This is a genomic window from Frigoribacterium sp. CFBP9029 (genome assembly GCF_034045305.1).
GTDB lineage: Bacteria > Actinomycetota > Actinomycetes > Actinomycetales > Microbacteriaceae > Frigoribacterium.
Genome location: NZ_JAXCWB010000005.1, coordinates 99114 through 116198 on the forward strand (window position 1 = coordinate 99114; position 17085 = coordinate 116198).

A 17085-nucleotide genomic window follows, 5' to 3' on the forward strand; every position below is an offset into this window, starting at 1 on the left:
GGCGAGTCGGCGCCTCGCGTGCGGCGAGGGGCAGAGTGGAGGCATGACCGATGCCTGGACCGCCGCCCAGATCCGTGCCGCCGAGAAGCCGCTGCTCGAGGCCGGGGAGCCGCTCATGCAGCGGGCCGCCGACGGACTCGCGGGGGTCGTGTCCGGGCTGCTGCGCGCCTCCTCGGCCCCGCGGATCCTGCTGCTCGTCGGCAGCGGCGACAACGGCGGGGACGCCCTCTACGCCGGCGCATCGCTGGCGCAGGAGTTCGTGCCCGGGGGCGTGGTGACCGTGGTGCCCACGGGATCGCACCTGCACGAGGCGGGGCTCGCGGCCGCCCTGGGCGCCGGCGCGACGATCGACGCGCTGGACCCCTGGACGGACCCCGCGGCGGCGCCCGGACTGCTGCGCGGGTACGACGTGGTGCTCGACGGGATGGTGGGCACGGGTGCCAGCGGCGGGTTGCGAGGGGACGCGCGGCGCGTGGTGGCGGCGCTGGGCGGGGGTGCGGGGTCCGTTGGGGAGGGGGCTGGTGCGGGGTCTGCGGGGCCGGGGGCTGGTGGGCCGGGGCCCTCGGGGCCCTCGGGGCCGTCGGGGCCGGTGCTGGGGCGTCCGCTGGTGGTCGCGGTCGACCTCCCCAGCGGCCTCCATCCCGACGACGGATCGGCCGAGCTGGTGCTGCCGGCGGACGTGACCGTCACCTTCGGCGGACGCAAGGCGGGGCTCCTTCGCGGCAGCGGGCCGATGCTCGCTGGCCGCGTCGTCCTGATCGACATCGGTCTCCGCCTCGGAGCCCCCGAGCTCTCCACCCCCTAGCCCCCCCGCTCCCGCTCCCGCCCCGCCCCGCGCCCCTGCCCGCGCCGCGCCCCCGCCCCCGGCGCCGCGCCCCCGCTGGCAACTCCTGCCTCCCGTCGCCTGCACGGGCCGGAACAGGCGATGCCCCGTGACGTGCTGCAGCGAGCAGGAGTTTCCGACGCCGGCCTCTGGGTCTCGACCCGGGCGGCGGTACCGATGCGCACCTGAACGGTGCGTCCGACACCCGCACTCCGCTCCGGCGGCTGGTCGGCAACTCCTGGCTGCGGTCGTCTCGGCCGGTGCGTTCGCCGGGCGGCTGCCCTCGTGTGCGCAGGAGGCAGGAGTTGTCAGCGCCGGGTCTCGTCATCCCCAGGTGAAGGCCGAACGTGGTCGATCCCTCGTCCCCAGACGGGCCGATTCCCCGTCTCTCCACAGTGCAGAGGTCTTCGGCACGGAGCCGGGCGGGTCTTGGGCACGCTGTGTCGGCATGACCACGATCGCCGAACTCGTCATCTCCGCCGGGGGCCTCCTGCACAAGCGCGACCTGGTGGCTCACGGAGCCACCGACCGGCACCTCACGGCCGCCGTCCGCTCTCGAGGAGTGACACGGCCCCGAAGGGGCTGGTACTCCACCTGGGACCGAACCGATCCGCGATACGTGGCCGTCAGCATCGGCGGGCGACTGACCGGGGCCGCGGCTCTCCACGCGCTGGGTGCCTGGGCGTGGACGCGCCCGCCGATCACCGTGTCCGTGCCCGAGACGGCTTCGCGCCTCCGGCGGCGTCGCGGCATCCGGGTCGTCTGGGACCCGCTCGATCTCAGCGAGAGGGGCACCGCCTGGTCGGTCGACCCCCGTGACGCTCTCGCCAGGGCCGTCGTCGAGGCACGATCACTCGAAGACGCCGTGATCCTCGTGGACTGGGCCCGGCAGGCCGGTGTGGTTCTCGATGACGACGATGCCGCGGAGGTCTTGTCTCGGAAACACGCCGACGCAGCGGGCCTCGTCGCGTGGAGCGAGGGAGGCGCGGAGAGCATTCTCGAGAGCGCCGCCGGCACTCGCCTCAGGTGCGCCGGGCACCATGTGCGCCGTCAGGTGCCCGTCGGACGTTCGCGGAGGATCATCGACATGGTCGTCGACGGGATCATCGGGTTCGAGACGGACGGGCGGCAGCACCACGAGGAGAGGTTCCACGAGGACCGCCTCAAGGACGCCGCGATCGCGCGCGAGGGCCGCATCCCGTTCCGGGCGGGCACGCTGATGGTGCGCGACACGTGGGAGGAGACGGCAGCGGCGATCGATGCTCTGATCTCCACCGCGGGAGGGCCGAGACCCGTCGCACACGTCGGCAACTCCTGCCTGCCGCGAGTCCTCGGGCCGCGGGGGCGCAGACACTGGCGGCTCGCCGTTCCGCGGCGCCGCAGGGAGCAGGAGTTGCCGACGGGGTGAGCGGCGCCGGCAGAGGCGGAGGCGCCGACGGACGAGCGGCGCGGGGGAGGCGGAGGCGCCGACGGGGTGAGCGGGGCTGGGGGAGGCGGAGGCGGAGGCGGCGACGGGGTGAGCGGGGCTGGGGGGAGGCGGAGGCGGCGACGGGGTGAGCGGCGCTGAGGGAGGCGGGGCGTCGCAGACAGGGCGCGCGCCACGCCCGGGGGCCCCGGGCGGGCGCTCCGCCGGGGGCCCGGCGCCCCGTAAGCGAGGCCACGGGGCGCCAGGGGCGGGGCTAGTGCGCGACGGGCGGGGCGTCCTGTGCGGGGCGGCGGACGAAGAACGCTCCGACGACGGCGAACACCGAGATGATCGCTCCGACGAGGAACGCCGCCCGCACGCCAGCGCCGGTCGCGGCGACGTCGACCACGCCACCGCGCGCGGCGGCCGTCGTCGCGAGGGTCATGACCGTGATGAACACCGCCGTCCCGGCTGCGCCGGCCAGCTGCTGCACCGTGCCGACGATGGCACTGCCGTGCGAGTACAGGTTCGACGGCAACGAGCCGAGCCCCGACGTGAACAGCGGGGTGAACATCAACGCGAGTCCGATGCTGAGGGCGACGTGCGCGCCGAGGATCATCGGGATCGGGGTCGCCTCCGAGACGGTCGACATGAACCACAGCACGGCGCTGACCAGGATGGTGCCGGGCACCAGCAGGACGGTGGGGCCGTGCTTGTCGAAGAGGCGACCGACCACCGGCGACAGCAGCCCCTGCACGAGCCCGCCGGGCAGCAGCAGCAGACCGGTCGACAGCGGGTCGAGGCCGTGCACGTTCTGGAGGTAGATCGGCAGCACGATCAACGTGCCGAACAGGGCGATCATGCCGATGCCGAGCACGGTCGCCGAGATGGTGAAGGTGCGCGACGAGAAGGTGCGCAGGTCGAGCAGGGCGCGGTCGTGGCGCTGCAGCGAACGCTGACGCAGCACGAAGACGACGAGCGCGGCGGCGCCCACGGCGAGCGGCACCCACGCCGGCACGGCCGCCTCGGCGCCCTCGCCGATCGAGCTGAGCCCGAACACGATGCCGCCGAAGGCGAAGGCCGACAGGATCACCGACAGCACGTCGAGCGGCACCTTCTTCGGTGTGGTCACGTTCTTCACGCGGGCCGCTCCGAGCGCCAGCGCGGCGAGCGCGATGGGCAGCACGAGGATGAACATGAAGCGCCACTCGAGCACGCTGAGGATGACGCCCGAGATGGTCGGTCCGATCGCCGGAGCGACCGAGATGACGATCGAGATGTTGCCCATCGTGCGCCCGCGGGTCGCCGGCGGCACGAGGGTGAGCACCGTCGTCATGAGCAGCGGCATCATGATGGCCGTGCCCGAGGCCTGGACGACGCGGCCGAGCAGCAGCACGCCGAACCCGGGTGCGACGGCCGAGATGGCGGTGCCGAGGCTGAACAGGCTCATGGCCGTGATGAACACGGGTCGGGTGTTGAACCGCTGCAGGAGGAACCCGGTGATCGGGATGACGACCGCCATCGTCAGCATGAAGCCGGTGGTCAGCCACTGGCCGGCCGTGACCGTGATGTCGAGGTCGCGGGTGAGGCTCGGCAGGGCCACGCCCATGATCGTCTCGTTCAGGATGACGACGAACGCCGAGACGAGCAGGAGGCCGATGACGAGCTTGTTGCGCGCCGCCGTCCCGTCGTCGTCGAGGGGCTCGGTGGTCGTCGCCGGGGATGTCGCGCTGGTCAAATGGGGCTCCTCGAGGGTGACGGCGGGTGTGCCTGTGCGTCCGAACGCACGAGACGGTCCGGTTCTTCCCGATCCGTGAGGATGGGTCGAACCGGACCGTCCAGAGCGCCGAGGAGGCGCGGTGCGGGTGGGTCAGACGTCGCGGCGCTTGACGAGGGCGAGCCCGGCGGCGAACAGCGCCACGACCCAGCCGACGAGCACGAGCAGCGCCTGCCAGGGCTCGAGGCGGATCGCTCCGTCGACGGCGGGAGCGGTCAGCATAGAGCTGCCGTCGACCACGTACTCGTAGATCCGCGAGGCGGCGGTCGGCGGGATGAACTCGTTGAGCGAGTACACCCAGGTGCCCGAGACGAGGCCCATGGCGATCGAGAACAGGATCGGCACCACGAAGACGACTCCGATGGCCGCAGCGATGGCGCCCGTGCTGTTGCGGATGATCATGCCGAGACCGAACGCGATCATGGCCATGAACGCGACCGAGGCGGCCGCGCCGAGCATCGAGAGCCAGTACTTCCCGTCGGCGAGGTCGAGCTCGATGTCGACGCCGCGCAGCAGGGGCACGGCGAGCAGCGACGTGATGGCGAGGCTGATGGCCGAGACCACGAAGGTGCCGATGGCCACGATGATGAGCTTCGCGATGAGCGCCGGGGTGCGGCGGGGCACGGCGGCGAAGGTCGAGCGGATCATGCCGGTGCCGAACTCGCCTGTGATGATCAGCGCGCCGAGCACGGCGGCGACCAGCTGCGCGAAGGCGACGCCGATGGTGGTGACCGACGCCGCGAGCGACTGCTGCTGCTCGGGCGTGGACTCCATGCCCTCGAAGCCGGAGGCGACGGCGCTGAACAGCGCCCCGAATCCGATGATCAGCACGGCGATGATGGCGAAGCACCACACGGTGGAGCGGAGGCTCCGGAGCTTGATCCACTCGGAGCGCAGGACGCCGCCGAAGGTGACCCCGCCCCCGGCGGAGCGCGGACGGGACTGTCTGGTGGGAGCGCTGGTGCTCATCGCTGGGCCCCTTCGGTGGTGGGGGACGCGGCCGTGGTGGGCGCGCCTCCGGCGTGGTAGTCGACGGAGTCCTGCGTCAGGGTCATGTAGGCGTCTTCGAGCGAGCGGACCAACGGGGTCAGCTCGTGGAGGACGATGCCGGACGAGGCGGCGAGTTCGCCGACGCGCTCGGCGGTGATGCCGCGCAGCTCGACGAGGCCGGGCTCGACGGGGGTGACGGCGACGTCGTGCGTCTGCGCGAGTCGGACGAGGTCGTCGGCCCGCGGGCTGCGGACGCGCACGGCTTCGCCCGAGGCCTGGGCGATGACGTCGCTGACGGGGGAGTCGGCGAGCACGCGGCCCCGGCCGAGGACGATGAGGTGGTCGGCGGTCTGCGCCATCTCGCTCATCAGGTGCGACGAGAGGAACACGGTTCGCCCTTCGCCCGCGAGGTGCCGCGCCAGGGTGCGCACCCAGACGACGCCCTCGGGGTCGAGGCCGTTGACGGGCTCGTCGAGGATGACCGTGGCCGGGTCGCCGAGCAGGGCCGCCGCGATGCCGAGGCGCTGCCCCATGCCGAGCGAGAAGCCGCCGACGCGCTTCTTCGCCACCGATTCGAGACCGGTCAGGGCGATGACCTCCTTGACACGGGATCTGCCGATGCCGTGGGTCGCCGCCATGGCGAGCAGGTGGTCCGCCGCCGAGCGGCCGCTGTGCACGGCCTTGGCGTCGAGCAGCACGCCGACCTCGTGCAGGGGCGCGGTGTGGTCGGCGTAGCGACGGCCGTTGACCGTCACCGAGCCGGCCGTCGGCCGGTCGAGCCCGACGATCATGCGCATCGTGGTCGATTTGCCGGCGCCGTTCGGTCCGAGGAACCCGGTCACGAGACCGGGCCTGACGGTGAACGACACGTCGTCGAGGGCGAGCTTGGCGCCGTACCTCTTGGTCAAGCCATGGGCTTCGATCATCGGTGGGATGTCTCCTCTTGTCGCAGGTCGCGGGGCCGTCAGCGACGGCCTCGTCCAGACGTCAGCCTAGGAGCCGGCCCTCACGGGCGATATCCCTCGGGCGGACGAGATCGGGCGGGGCGGGAGTCCTCCGAAGGGACGAGGAGGCGCGGTGTCCGGAGGCGCGGACGCTACAGTCCTCCGGTGACCACCGCCTCCCTCCTCGCCTCCGCCCTGCCCGCCGCCTCGGGCGGATTCCTGCTCTTCGACCCCGAGTCGCTGCTGCCCGCACTCGGGCCGTGGGCCCTCGCCGGGATCTCGATCATGATCTTCATCGAGTCGGGGGTGCTGTTCCCGTTCCTGCCCGGCGACTCGCTGCTGTTCACGGCCGGGCTGCTGCACGAGGCCCTGGGCCTGCAGGTCTGGACGATCGCGCTCTGCGCCTTCGTCGCGGCGTTCCTCGGCGACCAGGTCGGGTACCTCCTCGGCAACCGCTTCGGCCGGCGCTGGTTCACGCCCGACGCGCGGATCCTCAAGACGGCGCACCTCGAGAAGGCCGAGGCGTTCTTCGCCAAGTACGGCGGCGTCTCGTTGATCCTCGGCCGGTTCGTCCCGATCGTCCGCACCTACGTGCCCCTCGCGGCGGGCACGGCGGGCTACCGCTACCCGAAGTTCCTCCTCTTCAACGTCGTCGGCGCCTTCGTGTGGGCCGTCGGCATGGTGGTGCTCGGCTCGCTGCTCGGCGGCATCCCGCTGATCCGCGACCACGTGGACGTGTGGGCGATCGTGCTCGTACTGCTCTCGGTGACACCCGTCCTGATCGCCGGGCTGCGGAGCGTGCTGCGGGGCCGCCGCGAGCGCGCCGCGGCCGACGCGGTGGCCGGCGCCACCTCCACCGACCGCCGCTGAGGAGTGTCGGAGGCCCCCTCTAGGGTGGTCGGCATGCGCCTCCTCCTCATCCGCCACGGTCAGACCCCCGACAACGTCGTCGGCCGACTCGGCACCGCCGCACCCGGCCCGGGTCTCACCGACCTCGGTCGACGGCAGGCCGCAGCGGTGCCCGCGGCGCTCGCCGACGAGTCCATCGGCGCCCTCTACGTGAGCACGCTGCGACGCACGCACGAGACGGCGGCACCCCTCGCCGCAGCGCTCGGCCTCGAGCCGATCGAGGTCGCCGGCTTCCGTGAGGTGATCGCCGGCGAGCTCGAGGCGCGCAGCGATCACGACGCGGTGTCGACCTACCTGGGCGCCGTCGTGTCGTGGGTGTCCGGCGATCTCGACCGTCGGCTGCCCGGCTCCGAAGACGGCCACGAGTTCTTCGCCCGCTTCGACGCCGCCGTGGCGGGCGCCGTCGCCTCGGGTCACGAGACGGTCGCGGTGGTCAGCCACGGTGCCGCGATCCGCGGCTGGTGCGGCTCCCGATCGCACGGGTCCGCCGAGTTCGTGGCGCAGCATCCGCTCGAGAACACCGGTGTCGTCGTGCTCGAGGGCGATCCGGCGTCGGGCTGGCGGCTCGTCGCCTGGCAGGGCGCCCCGGTCGGCGGCCCCGAGCTCGACGACAATACCGACGCCGACCCGACCGGCGAGGGCTTCTAGCCGAGCAGTCGGTCCACGTAGGGGCTGCGGAACGTGCCACCCGGGTCGACGTCGTGCATCAGCTCGACGAACGAGCCGAACCGCGGATACCGCGAGACGATCGACGCGGGCGGGAGAGACGTCAGCTTGCCCCAGTGCGGGCGCGGTGCGAAGGGACGCAGCGCCTCCTCGACCCGCTCGACGAGGGCCGCCACCTCGACGGGGTGCTTCCGCCAGGTGAACGCGATTGCGAGGCTGTCGACCGGGGTGGGGCTCAACCACAGGTCGTCGCCGGCGACCGTGCGGGTCTCGCAGGTGTGCAGGTGCGGGCGGAGGTCGTCTCCGAGCAGCTGGACGGCCCGCAGCGCCGCCGCACCGTCGCCGAGTGCGACGAAGTGCTCGCTCTGCAGCTCGGACCCGTTCGACGGCGTGGCATCGAGGCGGAAGTGGGGCAGCCGGTCGAGCCATGCGCCGACGCTGCCGTCCATCGGCGTCTGCGAGCCGCCCGTCACCTCGGCGTGCTCGTCGACCGGAGCCCGGGAGGCGCCGAAGAGTCGCCGGGGCACCGTCACGTCGTGCGCATCGGCCGGCACCCGGGACTTCACGAGCACCTCGCGGATGCGGTCGTCGAACTCATGGAAGAACGAGACGCTCGCCCCGGCCGACATGACCTCGACGAGGTGGTCGTCGACGCTCGACCAGGGCAGCCCCACGAAGGTGTCCTGCCGCATGCGGTACGACGGCTCGACGTCGAGGGTGATGCGGACCACGACCCCCAGCACCCCCAGGGCGACGACGTTGCCGGCGAACTCCGCATCGCCCCGCCGAACCGAGCGGATCGCACCGTCGGGGCCCACGATCTCGAGGGCGGCGACCGAGCCGGCGAGGCTCTGCAGCCGACGACCCGAGCCGTGCGTGCCGGTCGAGACGGCGCCGCCGACCGAGATGTGCGGCAACGACCCCATGTTCGCGAGGGCGAGACCCTCGGCCTCGAGCGCCTGCGCCACGGCGCCGTACGTGGCGCCCGCGCCCACGGTCGCCGACCGGCGGTCGGCGGACACGACGAGGTCGAGGGGGAGGGCCGTGGTCGACACGAGCACCCCGGTGCCGTCGGCGACGTCGCTGAACGAGTGGCGGGTGCCGAGGGCGCGGATCCGCGTCGAGCCGGCCACCGCCTCCTGCAGCTCGGCGACCGACTCGGGCCTGACGATGCGCGAGGCGGAGTACGTGAGGGTGCCTGACCAGTTCCGCGTCGTCGCCATGGCCGCAGTCTGCCCGCCCGATCCGAGTCGCGCCCGTGCGGCCTAGGCTCGGACCGTGACCGACCCCGCACCGACCGGCATCGACGACGTCTACGCCGAGCTCGAGCTGGTCTCGCGCCGGGCCGTGGCCCGGGCGCGTCGTCGCAGCTCGCCGCTGACCTTCGTCGAGCACTCGCTGCTCGACGTCATCGCGGCCGAGCCGGGTCGTCGGGCCATCGACCTCGCGGCCGAGTTCTCGCTCAACCGGTCGACGGTGTCGCGGCAGCTCGCGAACCTCGCCGAGCTCGGGCTCATCCAGGGCGACGACGACCGCGAGCCGCGACGAGGGCGCGCGCTGTCGGTCACGCAGGCCGGGCTCTCGCTCCTCGCCCGATCGATCGAGGCCAATCGCGAGGCTCTCGCCGCCCGCCTCGAGGGGTGGGAGGCCGCGGACGTCGCGGCCCTCGCCGAGTCGCTCGGACGCCTCAACTCGGCCTACCGCGACGACGAGCCGAGCGGCCGCCCGACGGTCTGACCCGGCCCGCGCCTCCTGCCCTCCCAGGTGACGCTGCGGGGACACCGCGGGGTACATCTCGGTGAACGGGTGTGACTCGTGTGACTCGTGTGAACGCATGAGACACCCCGATTGGGGACAGGCCGCCCTGCGTCAACATTCATCCCAGGCTTTACCCTTCGGTGGTCTGGCACTTAGGCTGAGCGGGTTCCCCGGACTTCGTGCGGTCGCTTCCTGCCTCCCCGTACCGGTGTCGACTTCGAGATTGGTTCCACCTCCGTGACTTCCCCCGCGTCCGCCTCCCACCTCCGGAGCCTGCCCGCCGCCGTCCTGACGGTGCTGCTCGCCCTGGCGTTCGTGGTCAGCGGGACGGTGATGGGCGCCTCGCCGGCGAAGGCCGCGACGTACCCGAGCTGGGACGACGTCCGAGCCGCGGTCGCGAACGAGAACACCAAGGCCGCTCAGATCCAGGAGCTCCAGTCGCTGCTCGGCCAGCTGCAGAGCGACGCCGCGAACGCCCAGGCCGAGGCCGAGGCGAAGGGCGCCGAGTTCGAAGCGGCCCAGAGCGACGCCGACGAGGCCGCATCGAAGCTCGCCGAGCTTCAGAAGCAGGTCGACGAGCAGAACAGGGTCGCCGACGAGAGCGAGCAGCGGGCCGGTCAGGTCTCGGCCCAGCTCGCCCGCACCGGCGGCGGCGACGTCTCGACCCAGCTGGTCGGCGACTCGGCCGGGGCCGGCGATCTGCTCTACCGCCTCGGCGCGATGAGCAAGATCACCGAGCAGGCCGACGGCATCCGCGAGCAGGCGGTCACCGACCGCAACGTGGCCGCGTCGCTGAGCGATCAGGCCGCCGTCGCCGAGAAGGCGCTGGTCGGTCTGCGGAACGACGCCGAGAGCTCCATGCAGGAGGCGCAGGCCGCGTCGGACGCCGCCCTCGCCGCCGTCACCGCGCAGCAGGAGAACGAGGCGACCCTGCAGGCCCAGCTCGCCGTGCTGCAAGACACCACCGCCAAGACCCAGCAGGACTACGAGGCCGGCGTCGAGGCCGAGCGCCAGCGTCTGGCCGCCGAGAAGAAGGCCCGCGAAGAGGAGGCCGCCCGGGTCGCCGCCGAGCTGCAGCGTCAGCAGCAGCAGGCTGCCGCCGCAGCGGCCGAGGCCGCTCGAGCCGCTCAGGCCGCAGCAGCCGCCCGCCCGAGCGCCCCGACCCCGTCGGCCCCGGCGCCGAGCCGACCCTCGACCCCGGCCCCCTCGACCGGTGGCGGTGGCGGTGGCGGTGGCGGCTGGGTCCGCCCGAGCGGCGGCTACATGTCGAGCCCCTACGGCTATCGCATCAACCCGGTCACCGGCGTCTACAAGCTGCACGACGGCGTCGACCTGGCACCGGGCTGCTCGACCCCGATCTACGCCGCGTCGTCAGGCACCGTGAGCTACGCCGGCTACTACGGCGGGTACGGCAACTACGTCCGCATCAGCCACGGCGGCGGCGTCAGCACCGCCTACGGACACATCGTCAACGGCGGCATCCGAGTCGCGAACGGCCAGTCGGTCGCCGCCGGTCAGCTGATCGCCCTGGTCGGCTCCACCGGCAACTCGACCGGCTGCCACCTGCACTTCGAGACGCGCATCAACGGCGGCTCGACCGACCCGGTGCCGTTCATGTCGGCTCGCGGCGTCAGCCTCCGCTAGTCGCCGCTCGCGGGCTCCACCCGCGCCTCCTCGCGGACTCGACCCGCGCCTCCTCGGCGGCACGGACGAGGTGCGAGAAGGAGGAGAATCGTCGGGTGACGAACGCACCCCGTACCGAGCTCCCTCCCCTCCACCTCGAACGCGTCGACTACGACGACCCCCGCGCCCGCGAGCTCCGCGCCCGCATGGACGCCGAGATGACGGCCGTCTACTCGGTCGGCCGCGACCCCCACGAGCCCGCCGAGAAGGCCGCGGCCCGTGACGCCGCACTGACGGTCCACCCCGAGAACGTCCGAGCGACCGTGCTGGTCGTGGCCGACGACGGAGAGGCCGTCGGGCACGCCGTTCTCTACGACCGCGACGGCGAATGGGAGGTCAAGAGGGTCATCGTCGACGGCGCCCGTCGTGGCCGGGGCATCGGTCGGCTCATCATGGCCGAGCTCGACTCGATCGGCCGCGCCGCCGGGGCTCGACGCCTCATCCTGCAGACGGGCGACCGTCAGCCCGACGCCGTCGCGCTCTACGAGAAGGTCGGCTGGACTCCGATCCCGACCTACGAGCCCTACATCACGACCATCCCGACGTCGATCTGCTTCGAGCGGGTGCTCGCCTGAGCGCCGACCGCCTCACGGGTGCTGCGTCGCGGTCGTCGGTCGCTTAAGGTGGGTGCCGTGATCACGCGACGAGACGCCGCCCTGCAACTCGACATCCCGCTCGAGATGGCCAAGCGGCACGGCATCCCCGCCCGGTTGACCGTCGACGAGCTGGTCGAGCTCGAGAAGTCGCCGCCAGCCTGGCTCGTGCAGTCGCGTGCCAACCGCACCGGCAAGCCGGTCTGGGTCGACCTCGCCTGCGTCGTCTGCGGGTTCCACGAGGCCGCCCGGCCCAAGAAGTGGTGGCCCGACTACACCTGGCTCAGCTGCGACGACCACGGCGTCGACGAGCTCCCCGACCCTCAGCCCGGGCTCGCCCGTCGCGAGGTCGCCGGCGTCGGCAGCCGGTTCGTCGCGATCGTCGACGAGCGCCCGTAGCGACGGGTCGGCGGGGTCGGGTCCGTCGCCGGGCCGCCGGGCCGCTGTCAGCCCGAGTACGTCACCGATGCGGGCGCGTCGAGACCCGCCAGCAGGTGCACGTAGGCCTGCCGCACGTCGTCGGCGAGCAGCTGCCGGTGGATGTGCTGATCGTGCCAGTGCCGGAGGTCGTCGGGTGAGACGTCGTCGACATGGTCGGCGACGAGATAGCTGAACGCGTAGGGCTCGCCGTCGTCGTCGAGGGTGCGGCGATAGCCGAGTCGCTCGCCGTCGACGGCGTCGACGAAGACCTCCCACCCCGGGTCGGCCCCGTCGGGCAGCGCGACGTCGACTCGCGGGTGCGCCGAACGGGCGTCGGGCACGGCGACCCGCGTGCCGAGGACGGCTCCGACCACCGGCCCGTCGGGGACCCCTGCAGGAGGCGCGCTCCGGTCGCTGCCGGACGCCACGTCGGTCACGGCCCGCTCCACGGCCGCCTCGAGCGCGCCGTCGAGCAGCTGCAGGCGCGCTGCCGCGCCGCGCAGCCAGCTCTCGAGAGCCGCCCGCTCGTCGGCGGAGAACGGCGAGTCGTCGAATGAGTGCACCGAGAAGTCCGCCGCGGCGACGGTCCACTCCCAACTCAGCAGCACGCGGGTCAACGCGGCGGGGTGCGGCAGCACGGCGAGGGTGCCCCGTCGCAGCCCCGGCGCCCAGTGCAGCTCGGGTTCGGGCAGCAGCCGCCGGACCTCCCCTGCCGCGGCCGCCGACGATTCGGGGACGACGAAGTCGATGCGGACCTCACGCCACGGGCTGGCGAGACTCGGCGCGACGTCGTCGTCTCTCCGCACGGTGACCGCCTGCGACATGTCGTCGGGCAGGGGCGGGCGCGGGGTCGAGTCGGTCACGGCGCGAGATTCTGGCACGGCACCTTGCGCGCCCGCCGAGAGCCCGTGCCCCGAGAGCCCGTGCCGCGAGGGCTCGCGCCCGCCGCCGAGGAGGCGCGGCGCGGGTCAGTCGGCCAGGATCGCGTAGAGCGCGCGCCGGGTCTCGTCCAGCTTCGCGGTGGCGGCGACGCGCTGCGCCTCGCTGCCGTCGTGGTGGAACTGCTTCACGACGCCCATCAGCTTCATCAGGCTGGTCTGGAACTCGCGGTCGGAGTCGCTGGCGTCGTCGGCCGTCGCGGCCCACGCCTTCTCGATCTCGGCGGAGTGCTCGGCGACGTGGGCGCGGCCGGCGTCGGTGAGGCTGAAGACGCTCTTCGACGCGGCCTCGTCCGAGACGATCAGCTCTTCGTCGACGAGCTGCTGCAGCGTCGGGTAGACGGACCCGGGGCTCGGCTTCCAGGCGCCGTCGGTGCGCTCGGCGATCGCCTTGATCAGGCCGTAGCCGTTCGACGGGGCGTCGGCGAGCAGCGACAGGATGGCGAGGCGCACGTCACCGCGGCGGGCACGGCCACGCCCGCCGCGACCCGGGCCGAAGCCGGGTCCGCCGAACCCGGGTCCGCCGAAGCCGGGGCCGCCGGGGCCGAAGCCGCCGAAGCCCTGGCCGGGGCGGAAGCCGCGCCCGAAGGGCCGACCGAAGCGACCCCGGCCGCCGGAGCCGTGGCCGAACGGGTCGGAGCCGGACGTCGCGCCGCGCTCGTCGGAGTCATGGTGGTGGCGACGAGGGTCGCCGTCGTTCTCGAAGATGGTGTCGGTACCCATGGGGTACTCCTCTCGGGGATGTGGTCTGCTCGTGACAACGTGTCGCGATGCGTCAAAGATATGTCGCCGACTATCGTCTGTCAACCATCTGGACAGACTGAAGGAGGCGCACCCGGGTGGGTGCGCCTCCTTCTGTCCGTGGATCGCCGGGTCAGCTCGAGGGCAGCACGCCGAACGCCGAGGCGAGCTTCTCGATCTTCTGCGCGCGACCCAGGCGGGGCAGGTCGCTGCCGTCGCGGATGACGCGGCCGCGGCTCTCGAAGTCGGCCAGGAAGTCCTGCGCCCAGGCGACGTCCGACGGCGTGGGGCTGATGACCTCGTTGATGACGGGCAGCTGCTCGACGTCGAGGCAGAGCTTGCCGGTCATGCCGAGGGCGACGGCGACCGACGACTGCTCGCGCAGCACCGGGTGGCTGCTGCCGACGGTCGGACCGTCGATCGGGCCGGGCAGACCGCCGATGCGGCTGGCGACCACGAGGCGCGATCGGGGGTAGGCCATCGCCAGGTCGTCAGCGCTGGTGCCGGTGTCGCGGCGGTAGTCGCCGCTGCCGAACGCGAGGCGGTAGGCGCCGCGGGCCTTCGCGATCGCGGGGCTCTCCTCGATGCCGAGGGCGGACTCGACGAGCGCCAGCACGGGGAGCGAGCCGCCGAGCCGGTCGAAGGTCTCGGTGACGTCCTCCGGGGCCTCGGTCTTCGCGAGCATCACGCCCTGCAGACCCGGGAGTCCGAGCAGCGCGTCGACGTCGTCCGACCAGAACTCGGTGGAGTGGTCGTTGATGCGGACCCAGGCCCTGCCGCCGTCGCGCAGCCACGACACCACGTCGGCCCGGGCGGCGGGCTTGCGGGCCGGGTCGACGGCGTCCTCGATGTCGAGCACGATCTGGTCGGCGCGCGAGGCGGCCGCGGAGTCGAAGCGGTCGGGCGCCGTGCCCGGCACTAGCAGCCAGGAACGGGCGATGTCGGGGTTCGGCCGGCGGCGCGCCGCACGGTCGGACGACCCGGGGGTCTGCGTGGGGATGGCCCCCGTCGGAGTGCTGTCGGCGGTGTCGGTCATGACGTCCTCGTCTTCGGTTCGCTCGTCGGTCGGCACCACGCTACCGGTCGCCCCGGTGCGGAGTCCTCCCGCGGTCGGGCGGGCCTCCCGGCCTCGGGAGCCCGCGGGGCGTACCGTTCAGGAGGATCACAGGGCCCGGACCACGGGCTACGACGTACGAGGAGCCTGACATGACGGACGCACGCACTCCCGGGAGCGACCGCCCCGACCACGACCGAGACGCCGACGAGACGACACCGCGCGAGCCCGCGGTCGCCCCGGAGGACCGCCGAGACGAGTCGGACGGCGCCTACGACGACCGCGGGGCGTCCGCACCGGCCGACGCGCCCGCCGTCGACTTCGGCGCCCCGGCGTTCCCGGCTACCGCCCCCGCCGACGCCTCGGAGGCCGGCGCGCCCGTGCCCTCGAACGACCCGTTCGCCGCGCCGGTGGCCGCCGACCGCGACGGCAGTGACGTCCGCGACCGCGACGGTGACGTCCGCGATGGCGACCGTGACGGCAGCGACCGCGACGGCGAGACCGAGGTCATCGAGCCCGTCCCCGCCGACGCACGCGACGACGACGGCACCCGCGACACCCGCGACGCCGACGCGCCGACCGCGGCCGTGCCGCCGATGGTCGCCCCCACGGCTCCGCCCGCACGCGCCTGGTCCGCCACGAGCGGTGACGACAACCAGCGCCGCACGCTGCACGACGACGAGGCCCTCCGGGCCGCCGAGGCCTCGCGCGGCGACCACGGCGACGCGAGCGACCGCGACCGCTCCGTGGGCGACGACCGCACCGACCGCACCGACCGCGACGGAGACGCCCCCACCGTGGTCGCGCCGATCGCGTCCGACCCGACCCGCGCCTCCTCGGCTGCGGAGCACGGCTCGCGTTCGCGTGACGACGCCCCCACCGTCGCCGGCCCGACTCAGGGTTCCGCCTCGTACCCGGCTCAGCCCGGCACGGGCTCGTACCCGCTCGTCGCCGACGGCGGGATCAACCACGTGGCCGTCCGTCGCGATCTGCTCACGCAGCAGAAGGAGGAGTTCAGCGGCATCCGCTTCGGCGCCGGTCTGCTCGGCTGGTTCGCCGCCACGGGCTTCGGCTTCGTGATCATGGCGATCTACGGAGGCATCGTCGGCGCCTGGGTAGCCGCATCGGCCGACGGCTCGTCGAACGCCTTCACCGGCATGCAGCGGTTCGCCACCGACAACGGCGACGTGCTGTCGATCGTGACCGCGGTCGTCGTGCTCGCCGTCGTGTTCTTCGGCTACCTGATCGGCGGGTTCACCGCCTCGCGCGTCGCCCGCTTCTCGGGCTTCAAGCAGGGTCTGGCCACCTGGCTCTGGGGTGTCGTCGTGGGGCTGATCCTCGCGGTCGTCGCCTACGTGTCGCTCGGCGCGGACTTCTCGTCGCTGGGCGGCGCGACCGCAGCGGACGGCGCGACGGACGCCTCGGCCATGTCGATCGAGTCGATCGTGTTCATCGGCCTCGTCGTGGTGCTGAGCTTCGTCGGCGCCGTGCTCGGCGGCCTGCTCGGGCAGCGCTGGCACCGCAAGGTCGACCGTTTCATCCCGTCCGACCAGGTGTGATTAGCTCGACCGACCGAACGAAGGAACCACCATGCGCCTCACCTCACGCCCGTCACTCGTCCGCGCCGTCCTCGGTGTCGCCGTCGCCGGCGGCCTCGCCCTCTCGCTGACGGCGTGCTACTCGACGTCGGACTCCGAGAGCAACAACACGGCCCCGATCCACCGCGAGAACCCCGAGCTGCCCGAATCGGAGGCCACCCCGCTGGCCGTCGTGCCCGATCTGAGCGGCGGCGTCGACACGCAGGTCGCCGTCGACGAGAGCTTCACCAGCGCGCTCACGCTGCTCGGTCTCACGCCGGCCCCCGTCGGCGACGCGACCTTCGCCGACGGCGCGTTCTCGTTCCCGATCACGGGCGGCAACGTCTCGTACTACGACCCCGAGGGCGAGGTGCGGCCTTACGTGCAGGGCGACATCCAGCACGACGGCTCGGGCATCAGCCTCAGCTCGGGCGACACGGTCGTCGAGCTGACGAACTTCGACATCGACCCCGGTGCCTCGAAGCTCTACGGCGACGTCTCGGTCAACGGCGAGCCGGCCGCCGGGCACGCCTACCTCTTCAACCTCTGGGGGGGCACGCTCGAGCCGCTGCGCACCGAGGGCACCGACGCCGTCCTCGAGGGCACGACGGTCCACGTCAGCTCCGAGGCGGCCGAGCTGCTGAACACCACGTTCGAGACGGACCTGGTGCCCGACGAGCTGCTCGTCGGCGTCGCGACGATCACCGTCGCCACGCAGTAGGTCCTCGCCGCACGGACGCACGAGTGATGCCCGGGTCTCGACCCGGGCATTTCTCTGTGCCGAGAGTGAAAGTTCGGGTCACCGAA

Annotated in this window: 17 protein-coding genes; 10 read left to right on the top strand and 7 right to left on the bottom strand. The window is 72.9% G+C overall.

Going from position 1 to position 17085, the window contains the following annotated elements:
* Positions 1–43 precede the first annotated feature (43 nt).
* Together SOM11_RS08550 and SOM11_RS08555 are read left to right on the top strand one after the other, a co-directional pair.
* Positions 44–805, top strand: a complete 762-nt coding sequence (locus SOM11_RS08550; RefSeq protein WP_320477775.1) for an NAD(P)H-hydrate epimerase — start codon at positions 44–46, stop codon at positions 803–805.
* Positions 806–1688: 883 nt separating this feature from the next.
* Entirely contained in the window at positions 1689–2231 is a 543-nt protein-coding gene (locus SOM11_RS08555) for a hypothetical protein (RefSeq protein WP_192058965.1), read from the top strand.
* A 271-nt stretch (positions 2232–2502) separates the two neighbouring features.
* On the opposite strand, the gene SOM11_RS08560 is transcribed toward SOM11_RS08555, so the two are convergent.
* The 3 genes from SOM11_RS08560 to SOM11_RS08570 form a co-directional block, all read right to left on the bottom strand.
* Entirely contained in the window at positions 2503–3966 is a 1464-nt protein-coding gene (locus tag SOM11_RS08560) for a DHA2 family efflux MFS transporter permease subunit (protein ID WP_192058963.1), read from the bottom strand.
* Positions 3967–4098: 132 nt separating this feature from the next.
* Positions 4099–4974, bottom strand: a complete 876-nt coding sequence (locus SOM11_RS08565) for an ABC transporter permease subunit (protein WP_243215812.1) — start codon at positions 4972–4974, stop codon at positions 4099–4101.
* Positions 4971–5921 carry an ABC transporter ATP-binding protein gene (locus tag SOM11_RS08570; protein ID WP_192058959.1) on the bottom strand — a complete coding sequence of 317 codons (951 nt, stop codon included), beginning with the start codon at positions 5919–5921 and terminating at the stop codon, positions 4971–4973. Before SOM11_RS08570 ends, SOM11_RS08565 begins: the two co-directional genes overlap by 4 nt.
* A gap of 183 nt (positions 5922–6104) precedes the next feature.
* Here SOM11_RS08570 and SOM11_RS08575 point away from each other — a divergent pair, with 183 nt between their 5' ends.
* Together SOM11_RS08575 and SOM11_RS08580 are read left to right on the top strand one after the other, a co-directional pair.
* The gene (locus tag SOM11_RS08575; protein WP_320477776.1) at positions 6105–6809 is read left to right on the top strand and encodes a DedA family protein; all 705 of its coding nucleotides are present in this window, start codon (positions 6105–6107) and stop codon (positions 6807–6809) included.
* Between the two features lie 33 nt (positions 6810–6842).
* Complete coding sequence (locus SOM11_RS08580) at positions 6843–7496, top strand: histidine phosphatase family protein (protein ID WP_320477777.1); 654 nt, start codon at positions 6843–6845, stop codon at positions 7494–7496.
* Here SOM11_RS08580 and SOM11_RS08585 read toward each other — a convergent pair.
* Entirely contained in the window at positions 7493–8737 is a 1245-nt protein-coding gene (locus SOM11_RS08585; protein ID WP_320477778.1) for an FAD-binding protein, read from the bottom strand. The genes SOM11_RS08580 and SOM11_RS08585 overlap by 4 nt on opposite strands.
* A 55-nt stretch (positions 8738–8792) precedes the next feature.
* Here SOM11_RS08585 and SOM11_RS08590 point away from each other — a divergent pair, with 55 nt between their 5' ends.
* The 4 genes from SOM11_RS08590 (at position 8793) to SOM11_RS08605 (ending at position 11947) form a co-directional block, all read left to right on the top strand.
* Positions 8793–9251 (top strand): MarR family winged helix-turn-helix transcriptional regulator, encoded by a 459-nt coding sequence (locus SOM11_RS08590; protein WP_192058953.1) that lies wholly within the window; start codon positions 8793–8795, stop codon positions 9249–9251.
* A gap of 258 nt (positions 9252–9509) precedes the next feature.
* Positions 9510–10916 carry a peptidoglycan DD-metalloendopeptidase family protein gene (locus SOM11_RS08595; RefSeq protein WP_320477779.1) on the top strand — a complete coding sequence of 469 codons (1407 nt, stop codon included), beginning with the start codon at positions 9510–9512 and terminating at the stop codon, positions 10914–10916.
* Positions 10917–11011: 95 nt separating this feature from the next.
* Complete coding sequence (locus tag SOM11_RS08600) at positions 11012–11530, top strand: GNAT family N-acetyltransferase (RefSeq protein WP_243215817.1); 519 nt, start codon at positions 11012–11014, stop codon at positions 11528–11530.
* Positions 11531–11587: 57 nt separating this feature from the next.
* Positions 11588–11947: a hypothetical protein gene (locus SOM11_RS08605; protein WP_192058949.1), complete on the top strand. Its 360-nt coding sequence runs from the start codon at positions 11588–11590 to the stop codon at positions 11945–11947.
* A 47-nt stretch (positions 11948–11994) separates the two neighbouring features.
* On the opposite strand, the gene SOM11_RS08610 is transcribed toward SOM11_RS08605, so the two are convergent.
* The 3 genes from SOM11_RS08610 to SOM11_RS08620 all read right to left on the bottom strand — a co-directional run bounded on the left by SOM11_RS08610 (position 11995) and on the right by SOM11_RS08620 (position 14647).
* Positions 11995–12831 (bottom strand): hypothetical protein, encoded by an 837-nt coding sequence (locus tag SOM11_RS08610; RefSeq protein ID WP_320477780.1) that lies wholly within the window; start codon positions 12829–12831, stop codon positions 11995–11997.
* 105 nt (positions 12832–12936) lie between these two features.
* On the bottom strand, positions 12937–13629 hold the full coding sequence (locus SOM11_RS08615; protein ID WP_320477781.1) for a PadR family transcriptional regulator: 693 nt from the start codon (positions 13627–13629) through the stop codon (positions 12937–12939).
* A gap of 151 nt (positions 13630–13780) precedes the next feature.
* The gene (locus SOM11_RS08620; RefSeq protein WP_371740671.1) at positions 13781–14647 is read right to left on the bottom strand and encodes an HpcH/HpaI aldolase/citrate lyase family protein; all 867 of its coding nucleotides are present in this window, start codon (positions 14645–14647) and stop codon (positions 13781–13783) included.
* 206 nt (positions 14648–14853) lie between these two features.
* Between SOM11_RS08620 and SOM11_RS08625 the strand changes: the two genes are divergently transcribed.
* On the top strand, positions 14854–16260 hold the full coding sequence (locus SOM11_RS08625) for a hypothetical protein (RefSeq protein ID WP_320477782.1): 1407 nt from the start codon (positions 14854–14856) through the stop codon (positions 16258–16260).
* Between the two features lie 31 nt (positions 16261–16291).
* The gene (locus SOM11_RS08630) at positions 16292–16999 is read left to right on the top strand and encodes a hypothetical protein (RefSeq protein ID WP_320477783.1); all 708 of its coding nucleotides are present in this window, start codon (positions 16292–16294) and stop codon (positions 16997–16999) included.
* The last annotated feature ends 86 nt before the right edge of the window (positions 17000–17085 follow it).

Bases quoted from the DNA above. Each gene is read 5' to 3' on its own strand.
- SOM11_RS08550 (WP_320477775.1), top strand. From the start codon at position 44: ATGACCGATGCCTGGACCGCCGCCCAGATCCGTGCCGCCGAGAAGCCG.
- SOM11_RS08565 (WP_243215812.1), bottom strand. From the start codon at position 4,974: ATGAGCACCAGCGCTCCCACCAGACAGTCCCGTCCGCGCTCCGCCGGG.
- SOM11_RS08570 (WP_192058959.1), bottom strand. From the start codon at position 5,921: ATGATCGAAGCCCATGGCTTGACCAAGAGGTACGGCGCCAAGCTCGCC.
- SOM11_RS08580 (WP_320477777.1), top strand. From the start codon at position 6,843: ATGCGCCTCCTCCTCATCCGCCACGGTCAGACCCCCGACAACGTCGTC.
- SOM11_RS08585 (WP_320477778.1), bottom strand. From the start codon at position 8,737: ATGGCGACGACGCGGAACTGGTCAGGCACCCTCACGTACTCCGCCTCG.
- SOM11_RS08615 (WP_320477781.1), bottom strand. From the start codon at position 13,629: ATGGGTACCGACACCATCTTCGAGAACGACGGCGACCCTCGTCGCCAC.
- SOM11_RS08625 (WP_320477782.1), top strand. From the start codon at position 14,854: ATGACGGACGCACGCACTCCCGGGAGCGACCGCCCCGACCACGACCGA.
- SOM11_RS08630 (WP_320477783.1), top strand. From the start codon at position 16,292: ATGCGCCTCACCTCACGCCCGTCACTCGTCCGCGCCGTCCTCGGTGTC.